The 25,719-nt window shown below is 69.1% G+C and carries 26 protein-coding genes and 1 other RNA gene; 12 read left to right on the plus strand and 15 right to left on the minus strand.

Annotated features, from left to right (window positions below):
* Positions 1 to 27: 27 nt before the first annotated feature.
* Positions 28 to 1,065 carry an anthranilate phosphoribosyltransferase gene (gene trpD / locus R8F63_08040; GenBank protein MDW3218553.1) on the minus strand — a complete coding sequence of 346 codons (1,038 nt, stop codon included), beginning with the start codon at positions 1,063 to 1,065 and terminating at the stop codon, positions 28 to 30.
* A 38-nt stretch (positions 1,066 to 1,103) separates the two neighbouring features.
* On the opposite strand from trpD, the gene R8F63_08045 reads away from it, so the two are divergent.
* On the plus strand, positions 1,104 to 1,508 hold the full coding sequence (locus tag R8F63_08045; GenBank protein ID MDW3218554.1) for a hypothetical protein: 405 nt from the start codon (positions 1,104 to 1,106) through the stop codon (positions 1,506 to 1,508).
* On the opposite strand, the gene R8F63_08050 is transcribed toward R8F63_08045, so the two are convergent.
* On the minus strand, positions 1,509 to 2,387 hold the full coding sequence (locus R8F63_08050) for a hypothetical protein (GenBank protein MDW3218555.1): 879 nt from the start codon (positions 2,385 to 2,387) through the stop codon (positions 1,509 to 1,511). It lies immediately after the preceding gene.
* Between the two features lie 16 nt (positions 2,388 to 2,403).
* Between R8F63_08050 and rnpB the strand changes: the two genes are divergently transcribed.
* Positions 2,404 to 2,752, plus strand: an RNA gene (gene rnpB, locus R8F63_08055) — RNase P RNA component class A.
* 160 nt (positions 2,753 to 2,912) lie between these two features.
* Here rnpB and R8F63_08060 read toward each other — a convergent pair.
* The 4 genes from R8F63_08060 to R8F63_08075 form a co-directional block, all read right to left on the minus strand.
* Entirely contained in the window at positions 2,913 to 3,233 is a 321-nt protein-coding gene (locus tag R8F63_08060) for a DUF2510 domain-containing protein (protein ID MDW3218556.1), read from the minus strand.
* 79 nt (positions 3,234 to 3,312) lie between these two features.
* A complete protein-coding gene (locus R8F63_08065; GenBank protein MDW3218557.1) occupies positions 3,313 to 4,299 on the minus strand; it encodes a site-specific integrase in 987 nt (328 codons plus the stop codon).
* Between the two features lie 146 nt (positions 4,300 to 4,445).
* Positions 4,446 to 4,646, minus strand: a complete 201-nt coding sequence (locus R8F63_08070; GenBank protein ID MDW3218558.1) for a hypothetical protein — start codon at positions 4,644 to 4,646, stop codon at positions 4,446 to 4,448.
* Entirely contained in the window at positions 4,636 to 4,896 is a 261-nt protein-coding gene (locus R8F63_08075) for a hypothetical protein (protein MDW3218559.1), read from the minus strand. Before R8F63_08075 ends, R8F63_08070 begins: the two co-directional genes overlap by 11 nt.
* A 781-nt stretch (positions 4,897 to 5,677) precedes the next feature.
* Here R8F63_08075 and R8F63_08080 point away from each other — a divergent pair.
* The gene (locus R8F63_08080) at positions 5,678 to 6,715 is read left to right on the plus strand and encodes a hypothetical protein (protein MDW3218560.1); all 1,038 of its coding nucleotides are present in this window, start codon (positions 5,678 to 5,680) and stop codon (positions 6,713 to 6,715) included.
* A gap of 416 nt (positions 6,716 to 7,131) precedes the next feature.
* Here the strand turns inward: R8F63_08080 and R8F63_08085 are convergent, their stop codons facing one another.
* A complete protein-coding gene (locus tag R8F63_08085) occupies positions 7,132 to 7,476 on the minus strand; it encodes a hypothetical protein (GenBank protein MDW3218561.1) in 345 nt (114 codons plus the stop codon).
* A 68-nt stretch (positions 7,477 to 7,544) separates the two neighbouring features.
* Positions 7,545 to 8,057, minus strand: a complete 513-nt coding sequence (locus tag R8F63_08090; GenBank protein ID MDW3218562.1) for a hypothetical protein — start codon at positions 8,055 to 8,057, stop codon at positions 7,545 to 7,547.
* 81 nt (positions 8,058 to 8,138) lie between these two features.
* On the opposite strand from R8F63_08090, the gene R8F63_08095 reads away from it, so the two are divergent.
* Both R8F63_08095 and R8F63_08100 read left to right on the plus strand, forming a co-directional pair.
* Positions 8,139 to 9,356 (plus strand): DUF222 domain-containing protein, encoded by a 1,218-nt coding sequence (locus R8F63_08095; GenBank protein MDW3218563.1) that lies wholly within the window; start codon positions 8,139 to 8,141, stop codon positions 9,354 to 9,356.
* A 93-nt stretch (positions 9,357 to 9,449) separates the two neighbouring features.
* Positions 9,450 to 9,761 carry a hypothetical protein gene (locus R8F63_08100; GenBank protein ID MDW3218564.1) on the plus strand — a complete coding sequence of 104 codons (312 nt, stop codon included), beginning with the start codon at positions 9,450 to 9,452 and terminating at the stop codon, positions 9,759 to 9,761.
* 21 nt (positions 9,762 to 9,782) lie between these two features.
* Here R8F63_08100 and arfB read toward each other — a convergent pair whose 3' ends face one another.
* Complete coding sequence (gene arfB, locus R8F63_08105) at positions 9,783 to 10,178, minus strand: alternative ribosome rescue aminoacyl-tRNA hydrolase ArfB (protein ID MDW3218565.1); 396 nt, start codon at positions 10,176 to 10,178, stop codon at positions 9,783 to 9,785.
* Positions 10,179 to 10,361: 183 nt separating this feature from the next.
* On the opposite strand from arfB, the gene R8F63_08110 reads away from it, so the two are divergent.
* A complete protein-coding gene (locus R8F63_08110) occupies positions 10,362 to 10,529 on the plus strand; it encodes a hypothetical protein (protein ID MDW3218566.1) in 168 nt (55 codons plus the stop codon).
* A 91-nt stretch (positions 10,530 to 10,620) separates the two neighbouring features.
* On the opposite strand, the gene R8F63_08115 is transcribed toward R8F63_08110, so the two are convergent.
* Genes R8F63_08115 through R8F63_08130 form a run of 4 tightly spaced genes read right to left on the minus strand, consistent with a single transcriptional unit; the run spans position 10,621 to position 14,745 of the window.
* Positions 10,621 to 11,187: a histidine phosphatase family protein gene (locus R8F63_08115; GenBank protein MDW3218567.1), complete on the minus strand. Its 567-nt coding sequence runs from the start codon at positions 11,185 to 11,187 to the stop codon at positions 10,621 to 10,623.
* Positions 11,188 to 11,211: 24 nt separating this feature from the next.
* A complete protein-coding gene (locus R8F63_08120) occupies positions 11,212 to 11,700 on the minus strand; it encodes a hypothetical protein (GenBank protein ID MDW3218568.1) in 489 nt (162 codons plus the stop codon).
* 18 nt (positions 11,701 to 11,718) lie between these two features.
* Complete coding sequence (locus tag R8F63_08125; GenBank protein ID MDW3218569.1) at positions 11,719 to 12,426, minus strand: hypothetical protein; 708 nt, start codon at positions 12,424 to 12,426, stop codon at positions 11,719 to 11,721.
* A gap of 18 nt (positions 12,427 to 12,444) precedes the next feature.
* Positions 12,445 to 14,745, minus strand: coding sequence for a transglycosylase domain-containing protein (locus tag R8F63_08130; protein ID MDW3218570.1), 2,301 nt, complete (start codon positions 14,743 to 14,745; stop codon positions 12,445 to 12,447).
* Between the two features lie 76 nt (positions 14,746 to 14,821).
* Between R8F63_08130 and R8F63_08135 the strand changes: the two genes are divergently transcribed.
* From R8F63_08135 to R8F63_08160, 6 genes are all read left to right on the plus strand, one after another.
* On the plus strand, positions 14,822 to 15,718 hold the full coding sequence (locus R8F63_08135; protein MDW3218571.1) for a hypothetical protein: 897 nt from the start codon (positions 14,822 to 14,824) through the stop codon (positions 15,716 to 15,718).
* A gap of 68 nt (positions 15,719 to 15,786) precedes the next feature.
* Complete coding sequence (locus tag R8F63_08140) at positions 15,787 to 16,527, plus strand: hypothetical protein (GenBank protein ID MDW3218572.1); 741 nt, start codon at positions 15,787 to 15,789, stop codon at positions 16,525 to 16,527.
* A gap of 32 nt (positions 16,528 to 16,559) precedes the next feature.
* A complete protein-coding gene (locus R8F63_08145; GenBank protein MDW3218573.1) occupies positions 16,560 to 17,240 on the plus strand; it encodes a hypothetical protein in 681 nt (226 codons plus the stop codon).
* The gene (locus R8F63_08150; protein MDW3218574.1) at positions 17,237 to 19,438 is read left to right on the plus strand and encodes a Calx-beta domain-containing protein; all 2,202 of its coding nucleotides are present in this window, start codon (positions 17,237 to 17,239) and stop codon (positions 19,436 to 19,438) included. The genes R8F63_08145 and R8F63_08150 overlap by 4 nt, the downstream gene beginning before the upstream one ends.
* 8 nt (positions 19,439 to 19,446) lie before the next feature.
* Positions 19,447 to 20,175, plus strand: a complete 729-nt coding sequence (locus R8F63_08155) for an ABC transporter ATP-binding protein (GenBank protein MDW3218575.1) — start codon at positions 19,447 to 19,449, stop codon at positions 20,173 to 20,175.
* Positions 20,175 to 21,410, plus strand: a complete 1,236-nt coding sequence (locus R8F63_08160; GenBank protein ID MDW3218576.1) for an ABC transporter permease — start codon at positions 20,175 to 20,177, stop codon at positions 21,408 to 21,410. The genes R8F63_08155 and R8F63_08160 overlap by 1 nt, the downstream gene beginning before the upstream one ends.
* A gap of 3 nt (positions 21,411 to 21,413) precedes the next feature.
* Here the strand turns inward: R8F63_08160 and R8F63_08165 are convergent, their stop codons facing one another.
* Both R8F63_08165 and R8F63_08170 read right to left on the minus strand, forming a co-directional pair.
* Positions 21,414 to 23,873, minus strand: a complete 2,460-nt coding sequence (locus R8F63_08165; GenBank protein ID MDW3218577.1) for an SdrD B-like domain-containing protein — start codon at positions 23,871 to 23,873, stop codon at positions 21,414 to 21,416.
* A gap of 8 nt (positions 23,874 to 23,881) precedes the next feature.
* Entirely contained in the window at positions 23,882 to 25,687 is a 1,806-nt protein-coding gene (locus R8F63_08170; GenBank protein MDW3218578.1) for a PilZ domain-containing protein, read from the minus strand.
* Positions 25,688 to 25,719 lie beyond the last annotated feature (32 nt).

Consider the following 25,719-nt stretch of genomic DNA (forward strand, 5'->3'; position numbering starts at 1 on the left):
CACTTCTACCCATCGGCTGAACGGGCTTCAGGGTGAGGAGGCTGCCAGAGCGGCGACCTTCGCCGCTGCCCGGCCGTCGTCGATCGCCGCCGCCGCCTGTTCGATTCCGGCGGCGAGATCCGCCGCGATCCCGGCCGCGACGAGGCCGGCCGCCGCGTTGAGCACGACGATGTCGCGCTTCGGACCGGGCTCGCCGGCGAACATCGCGGTCGCGATCTCGGCGTTCGCCGCGGCGTCACCTCCCGCGAGGTCGGCAGCCGTCGCCGGCGCGAGACCGAGGGCCGCGGCGTCGACGGCGATCTCGCGGATCTCGCCGTTCTCCAACGAGAGCATCTGCGACGGACCGGTGGTCGACAGCTCGTCGAGGCCGCCGTCGCCGTGCACGACGAGGGCGCGGGTCGAGCCGGTCGCCTCGAGGACCCGGATCATCCGCTCCGCGATCGTCCAGTCCGCCACGCCGATCACCTGCCGGGTGAGCCGGCCGGGGTGGCTCAGCGGGCCGAGGATGTTGAACACGGTCGGGATGCCGAGCTCGGCTCGCACCGGGCCGACGTGACGCATCGCCGGGTGGAACGTGCGGGCGAACGCGAAGCCGACACCGTGGTCACGCACCTGTGCCTCCAGGGCGTCGGGTGAGATCTCCACGTCGATCCCCATCGCCTCGAGCAGGTCGAAGCTGCCGGACGTGGACGAGGCCTTGCGGTTGCCGTGCTTGCAGACCGTGGCTCCCGCGGCCGCGGCGACGAACGCCGCCATCGTCGACACGTTGAGCGCCGCGTCACGCCGGCTCGGGGCCCCGCCCACGCCCACGATGTCGATCGTGGCGTCCGGCACCGACAGCGGCGTCGCCGCGTCGAGCATCGCCCCCTGGAGGCCCGCCAGCTCCTCGACGGACTCCCCCTTGATGCGCAGGCCGACGATGAAGGCGGCGATCTGCGCATCCGTGGCGTCGCCCGAGAGGATCGTGCCGAGCACCGCCCGGGTCGTGTCGGCGTCGAGATCGGTGCCGTCGGCCAGGGCACCGAGGATGCCGGGCCAGCCGCCGTGTGCGTCGAGCGTGCTCATATGGGGCGGCACCGTAGCGCGCTGGTAGCGTCCGCCGAGTGCTGCATTCGCTGAACCGCTCCGCGGTCCTCGTCGGCGCCGCGTGGTGCCTGGCCATCGCGGTCCCCGCCGCCATCGTCACCGCGGTGCTGGCCGACGACGACGCCGGCACGAACCAGTCGAACTGGGTCCTCGTCGCCCTCCTCGCCATCGTCGTCGCCTACCTGCTCGGCGGCGCCCAGGCCGGCCGGCGTGTCCCCGACGTCGCCTTCCTCAACGGCGCCGCCGCCACCCTGCTGGCCTTCGCCGTGGTGCAGACCATCGGCATCGTGCGTCGCCTGATCGCCGACGAGGGCATCAGCTGGAGCGGCCTCGTGTTCAACGCGCTCCTCGCCCCGTCCATCGGCATCGTCGGCGCCTGGTTCGGCGCCCGCCGCGCGCTGCGCGACTCCGCCGAATCCTGATCAGGGAATCACTGCCTCGATTTCGACGAACCGCTCATCGGCCGCGATCGCCATGGATTCGAGCCCGGCCGCGAACACGGCACCGGCAACCGCGACACGGTTCGCCTCGTCGGCCGTCAGCGACGCCCGGAACTCGTCGAGATCGGCGGGCGACACACCCCAGAGCGCCTGCGACATGCACAGAGGGGACGCACCCGCGTCGACCCACCGCCTCCCGACGCCGCTCGTGAGCCGGTCGACCTCGGCCTCGGGCAGCTCGTGGACTTCGTCCAACTCGAGCGCGATCAGCCACGTGAACGCCGGCTCCAGCCGGAAGAGGCAGTCGATCGAGATCGCCACCGCGTCGGGACCGGCGACCGCGACGTCGCACTCGTCGCGGGGCACCGGCGGATGACCGGGACCGAACAGCGTGTTCCCGAGGAAGCCCTCGACCCAGCGGGACACCACGGCATCGTCGACAGCCTCGAAGTCCCAGTTCGCGGCGGTCAGCGACTCGACCGCCGCCTGATAGTCGACCAGGGGCATCCCGACGGCGAGCGAATCGGCGCTGATGTGAACCGACTCGAGCCAGCGCTCGACGGCCACGGATTGCACGGCGAGCGACGCACCGGCCGCGAGTGAGCGGAGCGCCGCGTCCCAGTGCTCGCAGGGCGACAGGTCGTCCTCCACGATCCGGGCCGCGCTCGTCGACGGCGCGGTCGTCACCGACGGCGTCGGGAGCGTGTCGGCGACCGGAGTGTCCTCGGGGGCCGAGGTGCCACAGGCCGCGGCGAGGAGTGAGAACACCACGATCGAGCAGATGGTTGCGATGCGAGCCATGGCGCAGCCATCGGCCGCGGACATCAACTCGTGAAGGGTGACGTCCAGCGCGTCGTACACTCAGTCACGGTGGCGGGGAGCCGGCTGGATGACCGCGGTCCACTTCGGTGGGCTGAGGAAAGTCGGGGCTCCGCAGGGAAGGGTGCTGGCTTGCGCCAGTCGAGGCGACTCGCAGGAAAGTGCCACAGAGAACAGACCGCCGGTTCGGCCTCGTGTCGAGCCGGTAAGGGTGAAACGGTGCGGTAAGAGCGCACCAGCACCCCGGGCGACCGGGGTGGCTAGGCAAACCCCACCCGGAGCAAGGCCAGACAGGGAGAGGGCGTCCCGCCCGCAGACACTCCCGGGTAGGCCGCACAGATGGATGGTCATCCACGGAGGTATTCCCACCTCCAGGACAGAACCCCGCTTACAGGCCGACTCCCCGCCACCACCACATCAAGACGTCAGGTTCCGGATCTCACACCCGGCTTCGATCCCCCGCCCGCTGCCTGGCGCTTCCGTGCCGCGTCGCGTTTGATGCCGGCGACTCGGACCACGGGCGCGACTCGGCGCGAGAAGATGTCCGCCGTCTGTCCGAAGGACAGGTCAGTCGATGACGCGGCCGGTCCAGTCCTCGCCGTCCCAGTAGCGACTCTCGTGTTGTCCCGTCGGGTCCGGAAACCAACCTGGAGTCGGAGACACCGGTCCCACGGCAAGCAGTTCGATGTCCGAGCGAGTTCGCCGCCGTATCACCGCCAAGTACGCGATGGCAGCCAGCGTGCCGATCGGGAATGCGATGAATCCGACGCAGATGCTGGTCGCCCATCCACCTCGTCGGTCGAGCATCGCCGTGACGAATCCCCAGATCGGGATGACAGCCACCACGACGAACATCCCAACGATGAATAGTCCGAGCGGGAACGTCACACTCAGGAGGCTAGATCGCTGCACTTGCGCGCAGCGACACGACAGTGAAGTGCCGAACCTTGCCGACACCCGAGGCGCGTCAGAGTCGCCGCCCCACTGATCTGGCAAGTACCTCGCTGAGCACGTCGCGGGCGTTGTCCGCCTCGGACGGCCACCATCCCGCATAGGTGTCCATCGTTTCGGTGAGGTTCGAGTGTCCGGCGAACTGGCGCACGTAGTCGGGGTTGACTCCGGCACCGATCAGGCGGGTGATCGCGTAGTGCCGGAGACAGTGCCAGCCTCGCAGCTCGTCGGGTAGCCCGATCTTCTCGGCGGCGGTCGTCCAGATCCAGCCGAGTCCGTTGCGTCGGATCGGTCGGCCGTCGTTGTTGCTGAAGATCAGGTGCGCGGGTCCGCCGTGCGGGTCCGTGTCGGGTGCTTCGATAGCGGGGTGGGCCTCGAGGTGGGCGGCGAGTCGTTCGGTGAGCTCGCGGGGCACCGGTACTTCACGAGACGGCATGCGGCGGGTCTTGAGCGGCGCGAGGCGCGGGCCTCCCTTCACGGTGACCATCTGTCGGTCGATCCTGGCGGAGCCGCGGAGGAAGTCGACGCGTTCGACGGTGAGCCCGATGGCTTCGGCGGGGCGGAGTCCGAGCGTGGCGATCGTCCACACGATCGGCCGGTACCGGTCCGACATCGCGGCGGCGAGCTGGCCGACCTGCTCCGCGGTCGGGACGTGGACGCGGCCGGCCCTTGGCCGTTCGGGTAGCACGATGGTCGAGAGGGGTTGTCGTGCGATCACTCCGTCAGCGTGTGCGGCCCGCATGATGGTCACGAGCCGGCGGTACAGCGCTTCCACGGTGGAGGGTGCGAGGTCCTGGGCGAGTTTGTTGACCCAACCCTGCGCGTCGGTCGGGCGGACAGCGACGAGCGGAACGTCGCCCCATCGCGGTTCGAGGTGGGCGCGCCAGTGGGAGTCGAACGCTTCACGAGTCGAGGGTCGCCACGGACGGGACTCGAGCCAGCCACCATCGCGGGTGACGTAGCGGCCGATGGTGAGTTTCCGATCAGCAGCGGTGACCGACACCCCGGCGCGAGGTCGGATTCGATCCGGCGGCGTTCCGCGTTGGCGTCGGCTTTCGCGGCGAATGTCTGCGATGACTGCCACTTGCCGTCGATGCCGCGCCACTTCACCCGGTAGCGGCCGCTGGGGAGCTTCTCGATCGAGGCCATCTATCGCTCCCCCTGTCGGACGAGCAAGACAGCTCCTACGACGGCGCCGGCCGTGACCGCGACGAGATAGACGTTCGCAGCGGCCTCGCTGTCGTGGAGTCCCCAGAGTCCGTAGTACCCCGTGATCAGGAGAGGAAAGGCGACCACGGTGAGCCCGGCGAGCGCGCCGAGCACTGCGAGGACGATTCGTCTAGCGGCCATCCCGACCTCCGCGTCGACGCGCCGACACGAGTCTGGGTAGCCCGACTCCGCCGACGATCGCGCCAACGATGTCGCCGATGGTGTCGGCTGTGCTGTCTCTCACTCTGTCGAGGTCGTCCGTGCCCATATCACCGCGGACTATCTCGGGCACGAGCATGACGCCCCACACCACGTAGTTGGCGATGAGCATGCCGAGGAAGGCGCCCACAAGGACGAGCCCGGCGATCTTCAGCGTTCGGGTTATCTGCATACAGAGGCTCCCACGTGGAACAAACGTGGAACACCACTAGCGCAGTATGGGGTAGTTGTGGGTCCACTGTAGGTGGAGTGACCTGCGGTTTTCTGCGGTTCTTGCTCAGGTACAGGTCAGTCGACCTATCTCCTGCTTACAGGTCGACTCCACCGTCACCACCACTGAAACCAAAGGGAATCAGCCCACGAAACGGCCACCGTGTGCGCCAGATGTGCACGGAGGTGCCACTGCCATGACTGCCCCGACTCCCGCCGACGTGATCGCGGACCTCTCAGGCCGAGCACACCCATCTCGTCCAGTTCGCCCGCAAGTGGGGAGCCGCCGACAGAGCCGAGGAGCTCGTCCAGGAGTCCCTCGCACGCTCCCTTTCAATGTGGAGATCGAGAGGAGTCCGCGATAAGCCGGACACGTACGTCTTCGCCGGGGTTCGCAGCGCGTGTCCAAACCGGGCGCGCCAGAGGTCCGTCCGCCACCGTGCGATGCAGAGGCTCATCAATGAGTGGATCGTGGGCCAGTCTGAGTCTGATGTCGATCTGGGACCCATTGCGGACGCGCTCAAAGATCTACCCGCGCAACAGAGAGCGTGTATCGATGCGCGGTTCGCCAAGATCTTGGGTGTCCGGAGATTGCCACGGAACTCGGCATCGCCGAATCGACTGTGCGATCTCACGTCGGCTTGGCGCTGACCCGCTTGCGGTCGGCGACCGGGGGAGAGATCGGAGATGATCGTCAGGGCGCTCGGAGATCCCCGCCGTACGACGGTCGCTAGGGTTCGTGCATGGCGGAAAGTTCGGGCGGTCCAGGCAGGGCCAGCGAAGAGAGGTACAGCGGGACAAGCTGGTGGGCAGGAACGATGATGGGCTGGCTTGGCGGCGAGCCACCCGATTTCAGCATCGCGACCATTCCACTGGCCGGAATGACGGTTCCACCGAGCTGGCGAGAGTCGATCGTTGACCGGGACCTCTCCGCCGGCGTCCGCATCGTGATGGAGCGATCGGGATTCGTCCGATACTTCTTTCGGGGCTGGGCACCCGGTGAACGCCGAGAGGAGCCTGAGGACGAATACTCGTTCGAAGACGATGCAGCGGCAGTGAACGCTCAGCTGGCGCTCATGAACGCACATCGTCTCCTCGTTCACTCCTCGGTTGTACGGCTCCAAGCCAAGTCCCTGGGTCCAGGTCGTGTCGGTCATGCTGACCTCGTCCACGGACGCGGGCACGACTTTCAGGCAGGCGGCCCGGGTCTCTTTGACTCACCGTTCCTAGTCAGCAACCGCGACTCTGCGAGGTTCCTCTCGACGTCGACCGCTGCGCTTGATGCCGCCGCTGGGGAACTCGAGCGCGTCTTGAACCACGCCGACGGCGAGCGTGTTGTCGGGCGCCTGGACATACTCAACCGAGCGATGGCGGCATTCTCGAATCACGAGTCCGCGCATGCACTCATCGATGCGTGGACCATCTGCGAGCAGCTGATCCAGCAGTACTGGACCGACTATGTCGAGCGCGCCGGTGGGACTCTGACGATGTCGGACGGTCTGGTTGTGGAACGAATGAACGCCAGGCGTCGTCAGCTGCTGGAGGGCACCGCGTATCCGGTCTCCGTAGTCCTTCAGGTTCTGGAGCTGGCCGGCGAGATCAGTCACGAGAGGTTCAGGACGCTGAATGCCATTCGCTCAGGACGGAACGGATGGATGCACGACATGCGCGCCGTGGACGCAGATCTCGCGCGCCGAGCACTTCTCGAGGCGGCCGGAATGCTCGATGACCGATATGGCTTCCAGATTCGCCTCGCCCCGACTCGAGGGCTCTCGGGGTAGCAACGGCGAGGACTGACAGCGCTGTGACAGCACGGCGCCCACTCCAGCGGGGCTCATGTCGGGTCCTTGCTGCCTTGTCCGAGTGTCCAAGTTGGATGTTTCTGTCTCCGATTCAGACTCGGACACTCCCGATGTCCCTGGACAGGACTCTCTCGACTCTGCGAACGATCCACCAGACACGGAGTCGGGGGAGTCCGGCGGCGCGAGCGATGTCTCGAAGCTCGAGGTCGCGGTGGCGGTAGATCCCGCGGATCACGAAGTCGCGTCTTTCGACCGCAGCCGCCACGCGTTGGCGGTGATGGTCGAGCAGTCGACGCGGTCCCCGAAGGCGGCTCTCGGGAATTGGCATGGCACTTCCTCTCGATGACGATCGGGGAAGTGGGTTCACGCCGAGGTTAGCCCCTTGCCGGCGATCTCTACTGCGGAACCCGGGCGGGAGTGCGAGTCGTCGGCGGGTCACGATGCTCGACGCCGTCGGTCATGGTCCGCATCGTCCAGGCCTCACCGTCCCAGTAGCGGCCCTTGAACCGGCCGGACGGGTCCGGCTTCCAGTCCTCACTGGTGTCGTCGGGATCCGGGAGCGGCTCCACCTCACGCCGCAGGATCGCGACGATCGAGTTCATCCCGAGCGTCTGGTCGTTGTTGGTGATCGACACCAGTTCCCAGCCGCGAGCCCCGGCGTCGTTGAGGTTCCCGACCAGTCCACGCAGACCGTTCGAGTGACCCTGCAGCCCGATGTACTCCCATTGTGTGCGCGCCATGTTCAGATCCTCTCACGCCGTCGGACCGTCGCCCCGATCACGAACGTGAACCCATTCCCGCCTCCACGTCATCGGCCGAGGGAACGGCGCAGCGTCGCCGCACCAACGCGTAGGAGGAGCCCGATCGAGGCGAGAACGATTGCCGCGAATGCGCCGTTGAGCAGGACGGCGAGCCGGGGGATCTCGTCGTCGAAGAGGACCACGAGAACGGTGATGACCGCCACGACGATCGCGAGGGTCGTCCACAGATGCCCGAAGACCTCGGCCGTGGAGGCGAGCCGCGAGTCCTCGCGGTGCGTCCGCGCCGGTCTCGGCCGGGGCGGCGCGGCCACGGTCTCGCTCGCTGCCGTCGGCACGCGGGCGTCCGAGAACCGTGCCCGTGCCTCGTCGAACGACAGGCCGCTGATCGACCGGTCGGGGAAGGTCGGCGACGTACCGACGACGGTCAGTTCGTTGGTGTCCACCGCGAAGATGGGCTCCTCAGCCTCCGTGAGGAGGCGGTCGACGGCAGTACGGCGCATCACCGAGCGGAACGGGCGCAGCTGCCCGTCGAGATCCACGCGGAACAGTTCGAACGGCATCCGCCGAGTGTCGATCATGGATGCCGAGCTGTCGAGAAGGCCTCGCCGGTGAGTGTCACACCCCCTTCGTAGTGTGGGGTCATGTTCGGTGATGGTGTTGCGGAGCTCGATGATCTGGGTGAGGCGGTCGATCTGGCGTTGAAGGTCGATTTCCATGCGCTGTACGCGGATGAGCGTGATGCGGCGGTGGTCGAGATCGCCCGGCTCGAAGCGAAGCTGGCGGCGTTGCGTTCGAATGCGGTGCAGGCCTATGACGCCCATCTCGACTGGGGCCGCGAAGGCCACCGATCCGCCGCCGCGGGGATACGCCACCGGTGCCGGATGTACGGCGGCGAAGCCGCCGGCAAAGTCAAACTCGCCCGGGCGCTGGTGCGGATGCCGGCCACCGCGGCGGCGCTGGAGCGGGGCGACATCACCGAAGCGCATGCCCGCCGGCTGATGCGGTCGGCCACGCGGCCCGAGTTCGCCGGTGCGGAAGCGATGCTGATCGACAAGGCCATGGACCGCTCCTACGCCAGCTGGCACCGACGCGTCACCTATTGGGAACAACAGGTCGACGAGGCCCGCCGCGACGAACGCGACCCCGAACCACCCGACGACCGCGAAACACGCCGCGAAGCCCACGCCTCCAAGACCGTGTTCGACCTGACCCGTATCGACGCGTGGCTCGACCCCATCGGCGGCGAAGCCTTCCGCGAAGCCCTGCGCCGAATCGAACAAGAACTCTTCGACGCCGACTGGCAACTGGCCAAAGCCGACCACGGCGATTCGGTCACCGTCGACAAGCTCTGGCGCACCCCCGCCCAACGCCGCGCCGACGCCCTCGTCGAAATGGCCCAACGGGCCATGACCGCACCCGCCAACGGCAAACGACCACTCCCCCTCGTCATCATCCACACCGACCTCGACACCTTCGAACACGCCCTCGCCCGCGTCATCGGCACCCAAGCCCCCGCCCCGCTCGGCACCGACAGGCTCTGCGAAACCGACGACGGCACCGTCATCGGTCCCACCCAGATGATCGAACAAGCACTCCTCGGCCACGTTCGCCGTCTCGTCTACGAGGCCCCGGGCGTCATCCTCGACTACGGCCGCAAACAACGCCTCTTCAAAGGCGAACTCCGCCAAGCCATCCAAGCCCGCGACCGCCACTGCGACCACCCCGGCTGCGACATCCCCGCCCGCCACTGCGACATCGACCACCTCACCGACTGGGACCACGGCGGCCACACCGCCCACACCAACGGCAAAGCCCGCTGCAGCTACCACCACCGCAACCACAAACCCCGACCCGGCTAGGCCGGCGAGTGGTCGCCTCGGCACCGTGCGTGAGATCACTGAACACGGTTTCGCCAGGTTGGCTAGCGTCGCGAGACGAGGAGGGGGGCGCGCATGAGCGAGATCACCGACGCCGGCGGAAGCAGCGGGCGAGGGCCGGCTCCCCTGTCGCACGACGCGTTGCGTTGGCTCGAGCATGTGGCCGTCCTCGAGCTCTACACGGATCGCCTTCCCCGTCGTACCGGTCAGGTCGCCACCGCGCTCGCCTTCCTCGATCGTGACCTGCCGATGAGCTCGCGCGACATCGCCGGGTTCGCTCGCACGGGACACGAGACCGTTCGCCGGTCAGCGGACGCGCTGGAGGCCGAGCGCCTGATCGATCGCCATCGGCGGCCGATCTATCACGCCCGCGCTCCCCTCGGCTGACGGCCACCCCCGCGCGGCGGGTCAGTCGTCGGCGGACGGTCTGCGGCGCCCCTTCTTGACGTCGCCGCGGCGCCGTTTCGAGTCGAGCCGGCGGCGCTGACTGCCCTTCGTCGGCTTCGTCTTGCGCCGGGGGCGGTCGACCGTCGCCGCCCGGTCGACCCGGTCCTGGATGCGCTCCAGGGCGATCTGACGGTTGCGGTACTGCGAGCGTTCGTCGTCGACCGTGACCCGGATCGTGTCGCCGAGCTTCCCGGTGACCCGCTCCTTCAGCCACGCCGGCATGGAGACGCTCCCCTGCACGTCGAAGGTCGCCTCGACCTTCGTGTTCGACCGGTTGGCGTGCTGCCCACCCGGCCCACCGGAAGCGACGAAGCGGAATGTCACCTCGTCCTCGGACACCGTCCACCGTGACGCCATGTCAGACCCGCCCACCCGACCTGGGCCGACCGGCCCGGTTGGTCCCGGGGCCGGGGCCGGGACCTGTGACCCGAGCGACTGGTTCATCGGAAGCCATTGGGTTCAGCATCGCACTCCCGGCCCCGTTGACACGGATACCGCTCCGAGCACACGGAGCACCAAGGCACCAGGGGTACGGACACCATGAACGAAGAAGCACGGACTTTCCGGATCGCGCCGGCGTACAACCTCGACCTGTTCACCCAGACACACCGGGTGCGGGGCACGGCGGCGGTGCTGCGGGACGAACGTCTCCAGCTGACCGCCTCGCCGTCCGGCGAGCTCCAGGCCCGCCCGGTACGCGGCGACTGAATCTCCACCCAGAGAACCCCACCCACCGGAACCGGCCACCACTGCGGTGGCCGGTTTCGCGTGCGGACACGGATCTCAGCCGACCTCCATCTCAGAGGTGGGCCACCTCGTTGAAGCTGTGGAGCGCCGGCGTCGATCCTCGTGACGCGATGCGCGAGATCGAGGCCTGCTGCACGAAACACCGCCATTGCGTCTCGATGCCCACGCCGAGGCTCCAGGCGACGGCCGCCTTGATGGGCGACACGTGGCTCACCACCACGATGTCGCGGTCGGCGGATTCGGCGAGGAGGCCGTCGAGCGCCGCGAAGACCCGAGCGGCGAGCTCGTCGAGGCTCTCACCGCCGGGCGGACGCCAGCCGGTGTCCGCCCGCCACGAACGCCAGGTCTCCGCCGACACGTCGGCCACCGGCGTGCCTTCGAGGTCGCCGTAGTCGAGCTCGATGACGCGTTCGTCGATCTCGACCGGCGGACCGATCGCCGCCGCCGTCTCCCGGCAGCGGGCCAGCGGGCTGGAGATCACCCGGTCCGCGCCGGCGAGCGCCCGACCGATCGCGGCGGCCTGGCGGCGCCCGACCTCGTCGAGGGACGGGTCGCGCCGACCGAGGAGCTCGCCGGAGGCGTTGGCGGCGGTCCGGCCGTGACGGGCGATGATCAGCACACTGTCTCCAAACGAATCGGCTCCCTAGGCGAGATGGGTACGGGGCAGGCGGCCCGTGCGCACGAGCTGGGTGCGATGGTCGGGCCGGGTGAGCTCGAAGCGTCGCACGAGCCAGACGAGCGCGCCGATGCCGAGGAGTTCGAGCACCACCAGCACCGCCGGGGCGCGGTCGAACTCGGGCAGCGGCGCCTCGGCGAGACCGTCGAGTCCTTGCGCCGGCCACCAGAACAGCTGCGAGCGCGTCCAGGTGCCGGCGGCGACGAGGAAGACGAAGGTGCCGATCGGGATACCGAGCAGTCGTCGGCGCAGCACCCGACGTCCGACGGTGGCCGCCATCACGAGCGTCATCAGCGCGACCGACCCGAGCAGCGTGTGCAGGATCAGCGGTCGTCCGGTCAGCGCTTCGACCAGCGGGAGCACACCGCCGAGGGCGACGAACCGATAGTCGATCGCGGGGCTGTCGAACACGAACAGGACCGCCAGGACCGCAGCGGCGACGAAGAAGAAGAACACGGCGCGGCTCCGGCCCCGTCAGGTGAGGACGATCCGACCGCACTCGTTGCAGTTCAGGGTGCTCCCGGCCGGCTCGTGCTTCATGCGGTCCAGTTCCATCGCCGGCATGGTCGACGGACAGCCGACGCAGTTCCCGCCGTCGAAGCGCACGACCGTGGCGACACCCATGCCGGGGCGAAGCCGTTCGTACTGCGCCAGATCCTCGGGGGACACGACCGCCTCCGCCGCCGCCCGCTCGGAGGCGACCCGCGCCAGCTCACCGTCGATCTCGGCCTCGGCTGCCGCGATCTCGGCCTCGGTGGTCGTGATCCGGGCCCGGATCTCCTCGAGTTCCGCCTCGCGGTCGGCCAGGCGCGTCGCCAGGGCCTCGCCCTCCTCCATCGCCTCGAGTGCCCGGTCCTCGATGTCGGCCTGGCGGGCCCGGAGCCCCTTGATCTCCTCCTGGAGGGCCTCCAGGTCCTTGACGCCCACGTCGCCGCCGTAGAGCCGGGCGTCGTCCTCGTCCGCCTTGTCGGAGAAGACCTGCGCTTCGTCCTCCAGCCGCTTCTGCCGCGTACTCACCTCGACACGACTCACCCCGATCGCCTCGATCTCGACCTGCACCTTCGCCTGCGCCTCCTGCGCCTCGACGAGGGCGGTCCGGGCCGGGAGGGTTTCACGGCGGTGGCGAAGCTGCTCGGCCTCCGTGTCGAGGTGCTGGATGTCGAGAAGGGCGTGGTCGGTCATCGGTTGGTGTGCGCTCGCTCAGGGTTCGGTGGTGGTCGTCGTCGGCGGATCCGTGGTGGTGGTCGTCGGCGGCTCGGTCGTGGTCGTGGTGGTGGTCGTCGTCGGCGGATCCGAAGTGGTGGTGTCGGGAACGGTGGTGGTCGTCGTGGTCGTCGTCGTCGTGGTGGTCGGCGGGATGCAGGCGTCGATCTTGCCGTCTTCGTCGGTGTCGACCGGTTCGAGCAGGCCCGGACACAAACCGATCGCCGGGTCGTACTCGAAGTCTGGATCCTCGCAGAAATCGACGATGCCGTCCTCGTCCTCGTCCACCTCGGCGTCTTCGTCGCCACACAGACTGTCGAGGAGATCGTTGTAGCGGTCCTCCTCCTGGTCGGTACGGATCCGCCGGCCCGATCGCGTCGGTGCCGGATCGTCGAAGTCGATCCGATCGAGATCGGCGTGCATGAACTCCATGTACGCCTGCCAGATCGCGGCGGGAGCGAAACCGCCGGTGACGTTACGCCGACCCAGCTCGGGGATCGACACGCCCCGCATCTCCTCGATCGGGTCGGTCGGGTCGCCCATCCACACCGCGGTGGACAGGTACGGCGTGTAGCCGACGAACCAGGCGTTGAGGAACTCCTGGCCGGTGCCCGTCTTGCCGGCTGCCGGTTGGTCGGTGAGCCGGGCCCGGGTGCCGGTGCCACCCACGACATTGGCCTCGAGCACCGACGTCACGAGACGGGCGGACTGGGTCGAGATCGCCCGCTGGGGCGCCGGTTCGTTGCTGAAGATCACGTTGCCGGAGCGGTCCTCGACCCGTTCGATGAAGATCGGGTCCACCTGGAGTCCGTCGTTGGCGAACGACGCGTAGGCGACGGCCATGTCGAGTGGCGTGACGTCGAGCGGGCCGAGGGGCATCGACAGGGGAAGTGACGAGAGGTCAGACGTGATGCCGAGCGCCCGAGCGACGTCGGCGACGTTGGAGAGCCCCACGATCTGACCCAACCGGAGATAGGCGCAGTTCGACGACGACGTCGTCTGGCTCCGGATCGATCGCACGGATCCGGTGTTCGGTCCGTTGAAGTTGTTCGCCGAGTACGGGTCCGGGAAACCGCCGGGGTTGTCGAAATAGCAGGTCGCCGAGCCGTTGATCTGGTCGGCCGGGACCAGGCCCTTCTCCATGGCGGCGGCCAGCACGAAGGACTTGAACGAGCTGCCGGTGGGTCGCCCCTTCTGGGTCGCGATGTTGAACTCGCCGAATCCCTCGACCTCGAATCCGGGGCCGCCGATCAACGCGCGGACCCGACCGGTGCCGGGCTCCACCGACGCCAGCGCACCGACGAAGCCGCGTGGGTCGTCGGTGGGAGTGAAGCGATCGACGGCGGCGCGGGCCGCGGCCTGCGCCGCCGGGTCGTACGTCGTGTAGATGCGCAGCCCGCCGCCGAACAACGCCTCGGCCCGTTCCTCCTCGGTCACCCCGAGTCGAGGGTCGTCGAGAAGCTGGCGCCGCACCTCCTCGATGAAGTAATTCGTCGGCTCCCAACCGGCCGGCACGACACGGGTCGTCGGCACGGGGACGGCGCGGTACTCGGTGGCCTCCTCCTCGGTGATGAAGCCGGCCGCGACCATCCGGCCGAGGGCGACATCACGACGGTCCTGGGCATCGAGCGGGTTGAGCGTGGGGTCATACGTCGACGGGTTGGCGATGAGTCCGGCCAACATTGCCGATTGGGGCACATCGAGCTTGTCGGGGGTCGTGCCGAAGTAGATCTCGGCCGCGGCGCGGATCCCGTAGGCACCACCGCCGAAGTAGACGGTGTTGAGGTAGGCCTCGAGGATCTCGTCCTTGTCGAGCTGGCGCTCGAGGCGCCACGCCAACGCCGCCTCCGGGATCTTCCGATCGATGTCGATCGCGTTGCCCACGACGCCGTTCTTGATCAGCTGCTGGGTGATCGTCGAGCCACCCTCCTCGATACGTCCGGCACTGACGTTGCGGACCAGGGCCCGCAGGATGGCGGCCGCATCGATGCCGTTGTGCTCGTAGAACCCCTCGTCCTCCACGGCGATGATCGCGTCGATCACGGCCTGGCTCACGTCTTCGAGCTCCACGAGCTCGCGGTTCTCGACGTCGTAGAGCTTGTCGAACTCGTCACCGTTGGCGTCGTAGACGATCGAACGGAGCGCCAACTCGTTGAGGTTGATCTCGGCGACGGTCGATTCGTTGGCCGCGTAGATCTCCCCGATCCGGGGTCCGAGCGCGGCAAGGGTGAAGGCCACCACGATTCCGCCGCCGACGAGTACCGTCGCCAGCCGGACCAGTCCGACGATCCCACGCACGGTGCAACGCTAACGGCTCCCCGTCGGCGACCGCGGTCGCCTCGCCTGCGCCCCACCAACCTGGGACACTGCACCGGTGACACGGATCGGCATCATCGGCGGCGGGCGCGGCGCCACGCTGCACGCCGAGGCCGTGCGAGCCACGCGAGGGGCCACGCTGAGCGGCGTCGGCGGGCGGCCGAGCTCCGAACACGGCGGCACCGCAGCGATGTTGGCCGACGCGGTGGGCGTGGCGGAGATGACGCTCGACGAGCTGGTCGCCGCGAGCGACGGGCTCGTGGTCGCGGTGCCGCCGGCCGCGGTGGGCGACGTCGTCGCGCGGGTACCGACCGAGATGGCCCTGGTCGTCGAGTGCCCCGCTGCCGACCTCGGCGATCGGCCGCAGGCGATGACGGCCGCCAACCTGCTGCACGCCCCGGCCGTGACACGCGGTCTGCGGGCGATCGAGGACCTCGGACACGTGCACCATCTCGTCCTGCGGGGTCGGGGCCCGCGGCCCACGTGGGGGGCCCACGGCACGGCGGCGTGGGGCGGCGGCGTCATGCTCGACCCACACGCGACCACGCTCCCCGTCCTCCTCGCCGCCGCCGGATCCGGGGTCTCGGCGATGACGGGAACCGTCGACGGACCGGCCGGGCTCGAGTCCGCCGTGCGCCTCCGCTTCTCGCTCGCGGACGGCCGGGAGGCCGCAGCCGAGCTGGCATGGAGCGACGACGACCTCCTCGTCGAGTTGGAGGCCGCGAGTGATCGGGGCGTCGTGACCATTCGCCTCATGCCCTCGCCCGCGGTCGAGCTCGACGGGCGGCCGGTCGCCGCCGATCCGGACCCGCCCTTGGTGGCCCTCGGGTTCGTCGCGCAGATGGACCGCTTCGCCGGAGTCGTGCGCGGCGAACGCACAGCATGGCCACCGTTGGGGGTCGGCGCCGCGCTGCGTGGTCTCGCCGCGTCACTGCCCGACGTGCGGTCCGGCTGAGCACCGGATTTTGTCACTCCGAGCGCCACCACTACGGTTTGGCGCTGATCTTGGGGGAGAGCATGGTCGTGCGTGCCGGAGTTCGAATCAGTACCGCGCTCGTCGCCATTGCCCTGTTCGCCACGGCCTGCGGTGGGGGCGATTCCGACGCCGAAGCCGGCGGGCAGGGCGTGCTCGACGACTTCGTGATCCAGGGCGACGAATCGCTCGACCCCGATGCGATCACGACGACGACCGAGCCGCCGGCCGAAGGCGGCGGTGGCGCGTCGGAGACCGACGACAGCGGAGACGAGGGCGACCAGCAGTTCGACGAGACGGAGGACACCATCCCGGACGGCGAGGAGGAGACGCCCGAGGGCGAGTTCTTCGATTCGGTCGGCGTGTTCATGTCCTGCCTCGACTCCGAGGGCTACGGCTTCATCGGCATACCCAATGGCGGCGACGTCAGCGAGCCCGTCAACGATCCCGGCTACACGTCCGCCCTGAGCACCTGTGCGGCCCAGTCCCAGATCGTGTCGAAGATGGAGGCGGCGCAGGACACCAGCCGGTTCAGCGCCGAGGAGATCGAGGAGCGCAATCGGGGCTTCGTTGCATTCGTCGACTGCCTTCGCGGTCGCGGGTGGATCATCCCCGAGCTGACCCCGGACGAGAACGGCTCCCTGCAGCCGCCCTACATCGACATGGCGAGGCTGTGGGAAGGACCGGACGGCAGCGGTCTCATCGACGGAGAAGTGAACGACGACTTCGCGAACTGCGGAGCGACCCCCGAGCAGATTCGTGGGGACGAAGAGGGAGAGAACGACGAATGAATGTAGGGCTCACGAGAATCGCAACGATCGTCGTGTCGATCGCCCTCCTCGGGGCCGCCTGCGGTGGCGGATCCGACGACGCGGCCGGCGACGAGGATCCGCTCGACGACTTCGTCATCCAGGGCGACGAGACACTCGACGCCGACGCCATCACGACGACGACGACAGCACCGGCCGAAGGCGGCGGTGGCGCGTCGGAGACCGACGACGGCGGCGGCGACACCACCTTCGACACCACGACCGACACCGTCCCGACCGACGGCGACGAGGACGAGTTCGGCGTCGGCGGCCTCTTCGCGGCACTCGGATCGTTCACCTCGTGCCTCGAGGTCGAGGGCTACGCGTTCATCGGCCGGCCGAATCCGGACCTCGAGCCGACCGACCCGGTCAACGATCCGGGCTACGGCGAGGCACTCGGCACCTGCGCGGCGACGAGCAACATCGGTCAGGCGTTCTCCGATTTCCAGAACGCGTCGGAGAACCTGTCCACCGACCAGATCGAGACCCGCAACCGCACCCTTGTCTTCTGGGTCGACTGCATGGAGGGCCGCGGCTGGGAGATCGGCGAGCCGGCCACCGATGCCAACGGGCTCCAGCAGCCCAACGACCTCACCCCACCGGAGGGCGAGAGCATCTTCGGCAGCGATGACCTCGCCGAGTGCAGTGTGATCGCCCAGCGGGAGTACGAGGCCGCGGGCGAGGCGGATTCGTGACCCTGAGCCGCAAGCAGATCCTCGGCGTCGCCGCAGTCTTCATCCTGTTCGCCGGCATCTTCGTGGCCTGGCAGGTCACGGGTGACGATGCGAGTGAGGAGACGCAGGATCCGCCGTTGGTCAACCGGGTCACCCGCCGCACGCTGCGCGACGAGCTGACCATCAGCGGCGAGCTCCGCCGCGACGAGCTCTCCACCATCAACTCCCCCTTCGACGGCCGCGTGAGCCAGCTCTCGGTGGAGGACGGCGACACCATCACCGCCGGCGACGTGCTGCTCGCTCTCGACGGTCGACCCGCGGTGGCCGTCAACGGCGACTTCTCGTTCTACCGTCAGCTCGACGTCGGCACCGACGGCCCCGACGTGCTCCAGCTCGAACGCATCCTCTTCGAGTCCGGCTACGACCCGGGCGCCGTCGACACCCTGTTCACCGAGGCGACCCGGTCGGCGCTGCGCCAGTGGCAGATCGCCTACGGCTACGGCGGCGCGACCCCGGAGCCGGAGGAGACCATCGTCGTGACGCTCGCCGACGGCAACGGCTACACGATCGCCGACAAGGACACGACCGCCGTCATCATCGGTCCCTCCGTGCCGGGCCAGACGACCGCCGACCAGCCCACCCTCGTGCCGACGCTCGGCGCCGGTCTGGTCCCCTTCCAGGAGCCCGTCGTTCCCCGCATCGGCATGGACGTCGCCACCGCGACCGTCACCGAGGGCGACACCCTTCTCATCGTGTTGAACGCGGATCCCGCGCCGACGGCCGACACCGAGATCGAAGTCGAGTTCGCGAGCACGGCCACCGGCGGCAACCAGGAGGACATCGACGATCCGGACACCGACGTCGACTATGTCGACGAGCCGCTGGAGGATCTGCCGTTCATCTGGCCGGCCGGCGAGACGACGGTGACGCTCGAGCTCGAGACGCTGGCGGATGATCTCGACGAGGACGACGAGGAGTGGTCCATCACGCTGATCGCCGAGCAGGTCGTCGTCGGTGCGAACTACGGCATCGGCCCGATCAAGTCCACGACGGTCGACATCCTCGACGCCAACACGCCGAAGATCCCCACGCTCGAACTGTCGGTCGACGAGGACGACACCGAGGTCGACGAGGGTGGCGCGGCGACGTTCACCATCGAGTCCGACATCGAGCTCGACAACGCCCTGGAGGTCCGGTACGAGGTCATCGGCGGCACCGCGGTGGAGGACGACGACTACGACGAGCAGGACGAGCGCGCCACGTTCGACTTCGGCGCCAACGACACCATCGACACCTTCGGCATCGGTACGACCCAGGACGACGACATCGAGCCGGACGAGACGATCACGGTGCGCCTTCTACCCGCCGACGATCCCGACGAGCAGTACCTCCTCGGCCCCAACATCACGGGCACCGTGACCATCGAGGACGACGACGAGCCCGAGCTGACGATGGTCACCCGGGAGCAGACCATCCCCGAGGGGTCGCTGATCGAGCTGATCGTGGAGGCCGACCAGGCCCCGAACGAGGACATCTCCGTCGACTACGACATCCAGGGTTCCGCCACCATGGGCGTGGACTACGAGGTGATGACCGGCCAGTTCACGTTCCCCCGGGGACGAACCCGGGTCGCGCTCACGATCCAGACGATCGACGACGACGTGATCTTCGTGCCGTCCGACATGATCGTCGCCGACTGGCCGGCCCGTATCGGCACCGTCTTCGTCGACGAGGGCGAGACCGTCCAGCTCGGCCGCGAGCTGCTCACCCTCACCGAGCCGGACTTCACGATCCGTCTCTTCGCCAATCCGACGGACCGCTCCGAGCTCGCCGTCGGACAGGTCGTGCAGGTCGAGATCGAGGCCGGCGACCAGGACTCGAGCGGCATCATCACGCAGCTCGACGACGCCGCGACCATCTCCGACAGCGGCGGCGAATCCTACGAGGGCGTGGTGGAGGTGGACGACGACCTCGCCGCGGTCGACGGCGCCAACGTGCGCATCGAGGTGATCCTGGAGGAACGGGTCGACGCCATCACGGTACCGATCGCCGCCATCAGCCTGGACGGCACCGGCAACGAGGTCGTGTCGGTCGTCGACGAGGAGACCCGGGCGATCACGCTCACCCAGATCGTGACCGGTCTCCAGGAGGGAAGCTTCACGGAAGTCGTGTCGGGTCTCGAGGGTGACGAGCTCGTCATCGTCAACGTCGACAACTGACTCGAGACATGCCCGACGGCTCGCTGCTCCAGCTCGAGGAGGTCTCCCGGATCTACGGCGACGAGGTGAAGGTGCACGCGCTCGACCGCGTGTCCATGACCATCGAAGCCGGGGAGTTCGTCTCGATCGTCGGACCATCGGGTTCGGGCAAGTCCACCATGCTCGGCCTCCTCGGGCTGCTCGACCTCCCCACGCTCGGCACGATGTGGGTGACCGGCACCTCGGTGCGTGACCTGAGCGACTACGAGCGATCCCGCCTCCGCGGCGACGTCGTCGGCTTCATCTTCCAGCAGTTCCACCTCATCCCCCATCTCGACGCCCGTCGCAATGTCGAGACGGCGCTGCTCTACCGCAACCTCTCCCCCACCGAACGGCGTCGCCGGGCGATGGAGGCACTCGACATCGTCGGGCTCGCCCCCCGGTCCGATCACCGGCCCGTCCAGCTGTCCGGCGGCGAGCAGCAGCGGGTCGCGATCGCCCGGGCCATCGTCACCGAACCGAAGCTCCTGCTGGCGGACGAACCGACGGGCGCGCTCGACTCGACCAATGCCGCGAACGTGATGGAGATCTTCCAGGAGCTGCACTCCCCGCTCCGGGCGATCGCGATCGTCACCCACGACCCCGCCGTCGCGGCAACGGCTCAGCGCCGCATCTCCATGCGGGACGGACAGATCGTCGCGGACGAGATGCTCCGCGCCGACAGCCGACCCACGAGCTACGGCGGGACGATGGGCTGATGCGCAGCGTGCTCGACCTCATCGGCGTGGCCATGAGCGGCCTCACCGCGCGCTTCAGCCGCACGCTGCTGATCATGCTCGGACCGATCATCGGGGTGAGCGCGATCGTGGCCGCGGTCGGGCTCACCGAGTCCGCCAAGGGCGACCTCCAGGCCGACCTGGCCGAGCTGGGCACCAACCTGATCACGGCGGATGCCGCCGGATCCTTCGGCGCCCAGAACCCCACGTTCCCCGAGGACGTCATCGAACGGGTCGAGGCCCTCGACGGGGTGCAGAGCGTCACCGGCACGCTGGCGATCGAGGGGGTCATCACCGCGCCCTACGACGCGGCGGCGACCTACTACACGGCGTTCCCGACGCCGGTGTTGACGGCCGACGAGGACTTCCTCGACGTGATGCAGATCGAGCTGCGCAGCGGGCGCTGGCTCAACTCCCGCGACTACGAGGTCGGCGCCCGCGTGGCCGTCATCGGCATCGACATCGCCAACGAGTTCAACTATCGGTCCCGCGAGAACCGCACCCTCCTGCTGAACGGGCTCGAGTACGCCATCATCGGCGTCTACGACAACGTGCGCCTCGCCGACTCGTTCAACACGTCGGTGCTGATCCCACCGCTCACCGCCGACAACGACTTCGACACCGGGCTCGAGACCAACACCCTGTACGTACGGGCCGATCCCGCGCGCGTGGTGGAGGTCGAAGAGAATCTGCCGATCGCGATCAACCTCGGCGGTTCGGAGGAGGTCAACACCTCCATCCCGTCCGACGCGCTGGAGGCCTCGGCCAAGGCGGACTCGACCCTGCAGGTGATCGTCGCGTCGATGGGGATCCTCGCCCTGGTGGTCGGCGGCGTCGGCATCGCCAACGTCATGTCGATCTCGGTCATCCAGCGCTCGGCGGAGATCGGCATCCGTCGCGCCCTCGGGCACGGGCGCGGGCTGATCGCCTGGCAGTTCCTGCTCGAAGCGGTGGCCGTCGGCTTCTTCGGCGGGCTCGCCGGTGTCGGCTTCGGCATCTTCATCGTGGTGTTCGCCTCACGGATCTTCGATTGGACGCACGTCCTCGATCCGATCCTCGTCATCGGCAGCACCGAGTTCCCGAGCCACACGATGGGGCTCCCGACCGTCTACTTGCTCGGCATGGGCGCCGCGCTGATCACCTCGATCATCGCCGGGCTGTATCCGTCGGTGAAGGCCGCTCGGCTCGAGCCACTCGAGACCCTCCGCCTCGGTTGACCCCTAAGGAGCGAGACGCTCCCGGCGGCCCAACCGGTCGCCCATGATCTGCGCGGTCCCGCCGAGTCCGATCAACAGGGCGGCGAGACCGAAGAGGCCGTACATCGTGCGACCGGTGATGGCCAGCTGGGTCGCCGTGTTCACCTCCGGCGACGACAGAACCACGGTGGGGATGACGAAGCCGACGTCCGCGGTCAGGTCGCGCTCGCCGGAGCGGAGAACCAACGGCGCCGTCCGGCCGGACGACACCTGCATGCCGGTCGGGGTCACGGGCTCGACGCGGTACCGGCCGGGCGCGAGACCGTCGAAGACGTACGCACCGCCCTGATCCGTCGTCGCCGAGGCGATCACTTCGCCGTCGGCGTCGACGAGCCGGACCACGACCCCGTCGATGTCCGATTCGTCGTCGGTGCGAATGCCGTCGGCGTCGGCATCGAGCCACACCCGACCGCCGAGCGATGCCGGCTGGAGGAGGCCGGCCGCCCAGCTGGTGTCGTCCTCACCGGGATCGAGCGTCGTGAGCGGCGTCTGCCCCTCCCCGGAGACATCGGAGTCCACGGTGTCGTCCGCGCCACGATCGGCCGGCGACACGTCCCACCCGTCAGGCACGTGGACCGCCAGCTGATAGCGCCCGGGCCCGAGCCCGTCGAAGATGAACGCGCCGGCGTCGTCGGTCGTCGCACGTGTCACGACGACTTCGTCGGCGTCGAGCAGGTCGACCTCGACCTCGCCCACGCCCGGCTCGTCGGCGTCCTGCACGCCGTCGCCGTCGATGTCGTGCCAGACGCGATCACCGATCGACGCGGGTTCGGTCGGTGGCGTCGGGGCCGGCTCGGCCGATTCCGAGATCCGCGCGGTGGTCGAGTCCTGCTTGGACACGTCGGACAGCCCGATCCCGGACCCATCCGGCTCCACGGGCGTGGCCAACACGGTCACGGTGTTCGTCAGGGGGCCGAGCGGGTCCACCACGGCGACGCACCGGAACTGCCACACCTCTCGGGCGAGCGAGTCGTCGAAGTCCACGGCGTCGGCTTCGACGTCGAGGATGCCGTCGGCGTCGAGGTCGCCGACGTTGTACGGCGAGCCCGCCGTCGGATGGAACGCCGCGTCGACGATCGTGTCGCACGTGTCGTCGGCGAGCCGCGCCTGGTCCCCGAGGTCGAGGTCGACGTCACCCGTGTTGACGACCTCGTACGTGTAGGTGACCTCCACCCCGTCGCCGCGCCGCGGGCTCGCGACCACCGACGCGTCGACACCGACACCCGGAGAAACGATGCGCACGCCGGCGTCGTAGCTGTCCTCGATCGTCACGGCCCGGCCGAACGCCGGTCCGTACGGGGGCTCCCACCGACCCGACGCCCGGACCACATTGTCCTGGCCGGCGACCCCGTGGGGCGGATCCGACCGACACGACCATCGTTGGGTCTCGCCGGCGGCGAGGTCGAAGGGGCCCCCGGCGCACGCCGGCGTGGCCGGGTCGTCGACGATCACGTCCGTCAGGGCGCCCGGACCTTCGTTCGTGACGGTCACGGTGTACTCGATCGGTGACGTCGCGTCGTACCAGGCGACCGCGGTGCCGTCCGTCCCGGTGACCAGCTTCTCGACCTCGAGCACGGGGGCGTCCGGCACGGCCACGAAGCCGGCGTCGAGCGAGTGGTCGGACTCCCCGGCGCGGCGTGACGACACCGCGATGTCCGCCGCGGGGTCGAGGTCGCTGTCGAGGCGGTCGTCGCCCACGGTCGGGGTGGTCACCTCCAGTTCGGCGGGGGCGATGTCGTGCGGCAGGCCGGTGGCCGTCGCGGTGTCGAAGCGCACCGTGTACGCCGTCTCGGCGTCGATCGCGAACTGCCATCCGCCGGCCGAGGTGCCCTCGCCCGCGGTTTCGGTCGTCTCGACGACGGCGCCGTCCGCGTCGAGCAGCTGGACGGTGACACCGTTGATGCCGGGCTCGTCCGCGTCCTGGACGCCGTTGCCGTTCCGATCGAGCCAGACCCGGTTGCCGATGAAGACGGGAGCCCCGGGGTCCGGCTCGGAGAGCCGCAGCGACACGTCGGTGGCGTTCGCGTCGACGAACTGGACGGATGACCCGTTGCCCGGTCCCAGTGGCGTTTCGTGCAGGGCGTCCGGCCATCCGGCGAACTCCACCCGGTAGGGGCCGGCACCGAGCGGCTCACCGACGGCGGCGCCCAGGTCGATGGCGTACGTGCCGTCGGACCCCGTGGCCACGGGCGCGGTGCGGTTTCCCGCCGCATCGACCGCCACGACCTCGACCCCGCTCAGCCCCGGTTCGTCGGCATCGACGAAGACGGCACCCGTCACGGTCCCGCTCGCCGCGCCGGCGAGTTGGAGTCCGGCGGCGAGCCCGAGGCCCGAGGCGAGGAGCGCCACGGCGGTGATGCCGCTGGCCGCGCGCCGCTGGATCGGCGTGTGGTAGGGCGCGGCGGCGGCCCGCTTCACGGCCATCCGAGCACTCAGAGGTTCGCCGTCTCGTGGCGCCCGAGGGCGACGAGACGGCGATCGATGGTCAGGAACTCGACGACGGGGTCGAGCGGCGCATCCGTGGGATCGTCGAACGTGAGTCCGAGCCGGGTCCCACCGTCGGGATCCGGTGTCCGGTGGGCGACGTGGACGAGCGCGGAGACGTTCTTCCAGGCGCCATCGGCGTCCGGGATCCGGAAGGAAACGGTGGTCACCTCACCGACCTCGAGGGTCTCCTCGATCGGAGCGGCGACCACGACACCGGCGCCGCCGGTCGAGAGGTCGACCAGCTGCCCGTCGTGTTCCTCGACCCGGCAGGTCACGAGCCCGAGGCGGACCCGGTGGCCGGCGCGCCGCTGGCGACGGGCCAAGGCGTCGAGGAGCACCTCCATCGCAACGCCCAGGAAGCCGGCCGTCAACACGAACGCGAGAGCGGCAACCGAACCCGGGAGCCGGTTCGGCCAATCCCGCCACATCGAGAGCGCCGCGACCACGACCGCGACATCGAGCGCGACGACCGCGACCACGATGGCGGTGAGTCCGTTCCGGTTCGCCTCGGCCCGAACCCGCCCGAACGGCAACAGGTCGACCCCGAGCGAACGGAGCTCGCTGCGCAGGATGGAGAACGGCCCGAGTCGACCGCGGCCGATGAGCAGGTGGCTGTTCCAGCGCAGGAGGTAGCTCGGAGCGGCGAGCAGCACGACGTCGAACAGGGCCGCATCCATCGGCACCTGGGCGAAGCCCAGGACACAGACGGCCGCGGCGACGAGCAGCACCCGCTGGATCGCGGCGAGGGGCGAGACGAGGGCCAGCAGGTGGGCATTGCGGGTCTTGCGGTCGACCCCTCGCAGGTTCCCCGGTGTCAACGCCCGGATGGCCTGGCGCGCTCGCTGATGGCGGCGCACGAGGCTCTCGCCGAGGCCGTGGGGGCCCCGCACGCGGGCGAGGGTCAGCGGCAGGTGGGTCACCGTCATGCCGGCCCGGACGATGTCGAGACCGACCCGCCGGCTGTCGTCGAGCATGTGGTCGCCGCGAGCGGGCCGCTCAGGGGAGGGCCCGACGGCGGAGCGACGGACGAGCGCGGGCCCGTCGCCGTACCAGGGGATGCTGCCGCGACGGGCCAGCGACGGGCGCACCACCTGCTGGTCGAACGGCTCCAGCGACCAGTGGCCGTCGGGGTCGTGTTCGAACGACGTCGGGTCGGCCTCCTCCACCCCGACCTGCACAACGGCGACATCGGGCGACGAACAACGCGATGCGCTGACCGAGACGAGGTCCGGCATCGGCAGATCGCCGGATCGCAGCAGGAGGACCCAGCTCGTCCCAGCCGCCTGGACCGCCTCGTCGAACGTGACGGACTGCTCCATGACCACGGCATCGAAGCGTTCGGCGATCGTGCGCAACCACCGCGACCCTTCCCGGTCGACGACGATCACCCGCTCGACACCGCTCACCCGGCGAAGCGACACGAGGGTCGTCCGGAGTTCGTCGATCGAGGTCCCCGTGGCGTCGACGACCGCTGCGGTGTCGGGATGCGGGGCGTCGGGCGTGGCCACGACGGCGATCGGCTCGGTTCGCGCCGAGCGAACCCGGGCGGCGAAGACGACGACCGCGAGGATCTCGGCGGCCAGGAGCAGCGCGCCGGCCGGATGATCGGCGCCCACCGTCGTGAAGACCGCGCGCCAGGCGAGATAGATCAGCGAGGCGGCCAACGCAGCACGCGTCGAGAGCGTGATGACCCGCTCACTGGTGCGCTGCGTTCGGGCAAAGGGATCGACCCCCGGCGAGTCCGCCGACATCTGAGCCTCCTGAAGGATCGCGATGGGTGTTC

It is taken from the genome of Acidimicrobiales bacterium, from assembly GCA_033344915.1.
In the GTDB taxonomy this organism is placed as follows: Bacteria; Actinomycetota; Acidimicrobiia; order Acidimicrobiales; family Aldehydirespiratoraceae; genus JAJRXC01.

Coding starts and splice junctions, on each gene's coding strand:
- R8F63_08100 (MDW3218564.1), top strand. CDS start 9,450: ATGAGCGAGATCACCGACGCCGGCGGAAGCAGCGGGCGAGGGCCGGCT.
- arfB (MDW3218565.1), bottom strand. CDS start 10,178: ATGGCGTCACGGTGGACGGTGTCCGAGGACGAGGTGACATTCCGCTTC.
- R8F63_08160 (MDW3218576.1), top strand. CDS start 20,175: ATGCGCAGCGTGCTCGACCTCATCGGCGTGGCCATGAGCGGCCTCACC.
- R8F63_08090 (MDW3218562.1), bottom strand. CDS start 8,057: ATGCCGTTCGAACTGTTCCGCGTGGATCTCGACGGGCAGCTGCGCCCG.
- R8F63_08170 (MDW3218578.1), bottom strand. CDS start 25,687: ATGTCGGCGGACTCGCCGGGGGTCGATCCCTTTGCCCGAACGCAGCGC.
- trpD (MDW3218553.1), bottom strand. CDS start 1,065: ATGAGCACGCTCGACGCACACGGCGGCTGGCCCGGCATCCTCGGTGCC.
- R8F63_08070 (MDW3218558.1), bottom strand. CDS start 4,646: ATGGCCGCTAGACGAATCGTCCTCGCAGTGCTCGGCGCGCTCGCCGGG.
- R8F63_08085 (MDW3218561.1), bottom strand. CDS start 7,476: ATGGCGCGCACACAATGGGAGTACATCGGGCTGCAGGGTCACTCGAAC.
- R8F63_08095 (MDW3218563.1), top strand. CDS start 8,139: ATGTTCGGTGATGGTGTTGCGGAGCTCGATGATCTGGGTGAGGCGGTC.
- R8F63_08155 (MDW3218575.1), top strand. CDS start 19,447: ATGCCCGACGGCTCGCTGCTCCAGCTCGAGGAGGTCTCCCGGATCTAC.
- R8F63_08080 (MDW3218560.1), top strand. CDS start 5,678: ATGGCGGAAAGTTCGGGCGGTCCAGGCAGGGCCAGCGAAGAGAGGTAC.
- R8F63_08075 (MDW3218559.1), bottom strand. CDS start 4,896: ATGCAGATAACCCGAACGCTGAAGATCGCCGGGCTCGTCCTTGTGGGC.
- R8F63_08125 (MDW3218569.1), bottom strand. CDS start 12,426: ATGACCGACCACGCCCTTCTCGACATCCAGCACCTCGACACGGAGGCC.
- R8F63_08110 (MDW3218566.1), top strand. CDS start 10,362: ATGAACGAAGAAGCACGGACTTTCCGGATCGCGCCGGCGTACAACCTC.
- R8F63_08165 (MDW3218577.1), bottom strand. CDS start 23,873: ATGGCCGTGAAGCGGGCCGCCGCCGCGCCCTACCACACGCCGATCCAG.